The sequence below is a fragment of the Teichococcus wenyumeiae genome, assembly GCF_003696345.1.
In the GTDB taxonomy this organism is placed as follows: Bacteria; Pseudomonadota; Alphaproteobacteria; order Acetobacterales; family Acetobacteraceae; genus Pseudoroseomonas; species Pseudoroseomonas wenyumeiae.
In genome coordinates this window covers 1-4,089 of record NZ_RFLX01000103.1, presented here as the reverse complement: position 1 = coordinate 4,089, position 4,089 = coordinate 1, and the positions used below count along the sequence as shown (strand labels likewise).

3 protein-coding genes and 1 pseudogene are annotated in these 4,089 nt (G+C 53.4%); 1 reads left to right on the top strand and 3 read right to left on the bottom strand.

Annotated elements, in window-relative coordinates:
* Nucleotides 1-19 precede the first annotated feature (19 nt).
* From EBE87_RS29270 to EBE87_RS27785, 3 genes are all read right to left on the bottom strand, one after another.
* Nucleotides 20-178 (bottom strand): hypothetical protein, encoded by a 159-nt coding sequence (locus EBE87_RS29270; RefSeq protein ID WP_158601071.1) that lies wholly within the window; start codon nt 176-178, stop codon nt 20-22.
* Nucleotides 179-235: 57 nt separating this feature from the next.
* Nucleotides 236-2,179 carry a glycosyltransferase gene (locus EBE87_RS27790; protein ID WP_147426256.1) on the bottom strand — a complete coding sequence of 648 codons (1,944 nt, stop codon included), beginning with the start codon at nt 2,177-2,179 and terminating at the stop codon, nt 236-238.
* A 67-nt stretch (nt 2,180-2,246) separates the two neighbouring features.
* A complete protein-coding gene (locus EBE87_RS27785; protein ID WP_120641036.1) occupies nt 2,247-3,434 on the bottom strand; it encodes a glycosyltransferase in 1,188 nt (395 codons plus the stop codon).
* Between the two features lie 187 nt (nt 3,435-3,621).
* Between EBE87_RS27785 and EBE87_RS27780 the strand changes: the two are divergent.
* Nucleotides 3,622-3,801, top strand: a pseudogene (locus tag EBE87_RS27780) (transposase); the annotation flags it as partial.
* Nucleotides 3,802-4,089 lie beyond the last annotated feature (288 nt).

The following is a 4,089-nucleotide window of genomic DNA, read 5'->3' as shown; positions in this document are numbered from 1 at the left end:
CCCCATCAGCAGGGGCGGGTCATGACCTGAGGCGGCGATCCTGCTCGCGGAGGCTGCGCCGCACCGGGTACTTCGAGGTGTCCGAGTACCGCGCCGCAAGGACGCGGGCGTTCAGGGTCTGGTCCGAAGTCAGCGGGGGCGCCGCGCCGGCCTGATTGCCCTTGATCCGGCTGCCCATCCGTCCGCCTCCCGCGCCGAGGTCAGCAAGTTGACGGTGCCCTCTTGCCAGCGCACCTCACACGAATAAGTCAGCAGTTCGTGGGGAGGGCATTACAGGTTCGAATGCAATTCGTCTCAAGAGGAAACCGAGTTTCCGACTATCTTCCGGATCAGTACCAAGATCAGACGGAGAAAAAATATTGCTCAAAGAGAGCCGAACTTGAACAATACGACGCCTCGCTGCGTTATCAAATTCAACTTCGTATGTCACGCAGTCTGCAGTATTGACGGAGAATTCGGCAACCGACTCGGTACTCCCATTAGAAACCACAATTGCAAGAGAAGCATTCCGTGTTCTCACTGGTTCATAGGTACGTCCCTCCACTAGCATTCTCACCTTGCTGCCAAGGTCACTGGAAAATGGCACTACAACAGTTGCTTCAGCCTGGTTAGACCAGACGCCACTCTCTTCCGGTTCATTCCAGCACGATGCTGGCAACTCTGAACCGAATTTTCCTGTGCCGAATATAAACTCAGTAGCGACGAACTCTTCTGTTTCAGTCTCATGTGTAATGACCCTATTCTGCTCTAAGTTGAGTATAGGTTGAGTCTGAGTTCGAGTGGGTTCATCTGCAGGCGAAATCTTGCCCTCGATCCGCTCGAGGCGGAGCAACCGCGGCACTTCGCCTTCAAGCAGAGAAGTCGGTGTGAGTACTTCAATCGAAAGATGATTCACCCGATCGTTGATGCTCGGTGGCACCGAGCCGACCACTAATTCGCACTGGCGATTTGCTCGTACCTTAGATGTTCCTAAAACTTCACCATTCAGCCGGAGCTGCACCTCGACGCTTTCTGCCGCGCCGAAGGCGCTGCCACTGCGGAAAAGCATCTTTAATTCTGAGAGGCGCTGCCCGTCTTGAATAGGTAGTAATACCATAGCGGAAGGGGCAAACTGCCACGCTCCCTTGCTCTCCGGACTATCCCAACCCTCGCGCAGATAGCGCCGAGCCCCCTTCTCACTGCGCCCAAAAGCGATTGCGAAGTCATTCCGAAGCGGAAAACACATTTCCCAGCTGATGTGCTCACCAAACGCCCGCCACGACCAATCCGCTGACCCGTGCGTAACATCACCCTTAAACTGCAGGGCAGCACGGATAGCATTTATGATTTCTGTAATAGGAGCATCAGTCTCCAATAAAAATCCATTCTTTCCATGTGTAACAAGTTCCTCGCAGAAGCCAGTTCGCGTAACTACAGGAACTACATTTGCCATCAGAGCTTCAATTAGTGGAATTGGTCCACCTTCGAGATTTGAAAGAGAGACGTAAACGTCTGCTCTTGCGAACTGAGCCGGATACTGGCTATAATCAACTTCTGCTATTTCTAGATTCTTTAAATTCTGAAGTTCAGTATATCTGCTATAATTTGCCCAGAGCAGCCCCTTATTTTCAACAGACTCTGGTGATGGTCCGAGCAGAAGAAACGATGTTTCAGGCATTGCTTGCATCACCTGAAGCATTCGGTCTGGCTGCTTACGCTCATAGTAGGCACCAACAAATGCAACCTTACCCCGACCGCGGGAGTGAGGCCGGAAATTTTGCGGGTCAGCTCCTCCGTAGAAAGTGCGGATGTTTTTCTTCGAAATTCCAATTACGGAGAGCGCCGCTCCGTGCCCTGAGTTCGCTGTAAAGATCAGATCAGCCTGCTGCAGAGCAAATACGAGATCATCAATGCCAATGCCCTTGCTGAAGTCGGGATGCGTAAACCATACAAACAGGGAGGCAGAGTGAAGCTCAGGATGCTTAGCAAGGGCATGTGTGTAGAGCGCATAATGCGCAAAAAAGTAAGCCCGCGCTCGTGGAATAGTTGAGGTGATACTGTCATTTCGCTCACTGTACACGAATGTGAACGTACCACCACTTTCTTCAGCAATTTCGCGGCAGATCTTTTCTAGGATCCAACCTCGCGCGCTGATATGCATAACAAAAGCAATATCGAATGCAGCTTCTTGGTCAACCACCGAAGGCTGACGCGATATCGTCCGCACAATGTCATCTCGTAGAGTCACGGCTATCTCCAGAAGGATATCAATATGTCAACTTCACCGGCACGTGGCCGACAAATTCAAGCAAGCGGCGTTGGCGCTCCTGCCAAACATAGGGATGTCCTGCTCGGATATTTTCCTCGTACCCTCCTTGCTTAAAGGGAAAGGAGTTCGCAATTTTTTTCAAAGCGGCAGCGATACTCGCTGGCTTTGCCGGCTGGTAGAACTGCACAGCAATGTCGTGCTTAGCCCAACGTGTGGTAGCAGGGATATCAGCAGCCACTATCGGAGTACCTGATAAGAGATACTCGAACATTTTCAATGGCGAGGTGATGTCCCCCCGCCCCTCTGCCGCACGCGAAAATATTAGCACGTCAGCCGCCTGCTGCAGCTCGCAGACTACCTCATGGTTCTGATACCCGAATAGCCGAATGTTTGAGAGGCCGCGAGCCATCATTACGCGCTTGCACTCGGCAATATCCGATTTGTGGCCGCCTGAAAGCACGAACAGAGTGCTGGTAAGTTCTGCTGCGGCCGTCATAATATCATGGATGCCTCTCTCGGCTTGCAGGCCGCCAGTGTAAACCACAAGCTGCTTGTAAGGGAGCTTCAGTAGAGATTGTCGCCATCTCGTTGCCGCTGCCGTTCGACGTAGGGCCGCCGTCGCGTTGACGCCACTATCAAGAATGATTATTTTTTGTTCTGGCACACCTTGCCTCGCAAGGCGGATGCCGATCTCTTCTGTGATAGCAACAACTGCCAAGCAAAGAGGGCTCGATAGCTTCAAGTCACTCCAATTTTCGAAGTTGTTCTGGTAATCTTCATCGTGATGTTCCAGTATGTAAGGCGTGTTCCTCTTCACGCATGATAATGCTATTCGTGGATCACGGGTGTGAACTACAGCAGCTCCTGGCATCACATAACGTCGGAAATCTCCCTCGGCGGTCCAGGTAGATGCCTTTGCGTCATGGTGAAGAAGTGCCACGTCGAAGCTTGATCTGACCCCATAGAGAGTTTCAAGCGCCCGATATGCTGCGAATTTCCCTGCAGCACTTTCGATGCGGAATGTAAATGCATCTATACCGCCCGCCAGGAGGCTTGGGACGCCCAATAAAGACGTGGCCTCGGCGGTATTTGCTGCCCAAATCAAGCGTGCCCGCGCCGGGCGGCATAGAGGATCTCCCTCTTTCGTCACGACGACATATTTTGTCGTCGGTGGTAATAATATCATGGCTCTTCTCTGATAACAGTCAGTTGGGCGATCTTACGTTCCCAATTCTGTGATGCCAAGCTTAGATCTTGAACTCAAGCAAGGATGCGAAACGCTGGGTGACTATACTGGTTCTAGGCTCAGGACCTATCAACGAGCCTCTTGCGCTTTGATCCTGCTGTGATTCCATGGCGGCGGAGGTGCTGCCATGGCTGACCTGTTCTGGCTCACGGAGACAAAGATCGAGCGGATCGCGCGCTACTTCCGGCTCTCGGATGGCGTGCCGCGGGTGGACGATCAGCGGGTCGTCAGCGGCATCATCCACGTCATCCGCAACGGGCTGCGGTGGCGCGATGCGCCTGCCGGGTGCGGCCCACACAAGACCCTGTAGATAGTTTGTTCGCAATTGCCAAAATGGCAGCCCTTCTCCGTTGAGGCCGGTTGGGACGACACAGCGGATTTCGACGTGGCCACTGGTAACGATGACCCTGTCGATCAACAGTTCCAGGAGGGCACCGTCAAGTTGGCCGGCCGCCAGCCTTCCCGAGCGTTCCACCTCCGGGTAGTCGGGTGGATAACAGTACCTGCCTGCCCTAGCACTACTTGGGCATTTTGGCGGGTGGTGGCAGGAACCTGCGTCGACAGTGCGGGCATCGGAGAGGCGCCACGAGGTGGG

Excerpts from the sequence above, each read along its gene's own strand:
- EBE87_RS29270 (WP_158601071.1), bottom strand. The coding sequence starts at position 178 with ATGGGCAGCCGGATCAAGGGCAATCAGGCCGGCGCGGCGCCCCCGCTG.
- EBE87_RS27785 (WP_120641036.1), bottom strand. The coding sequence starts at position 3,434 with ATGATATTATTACCACCGACGACAAAATATGTCGTCGTGACGAAAGAG.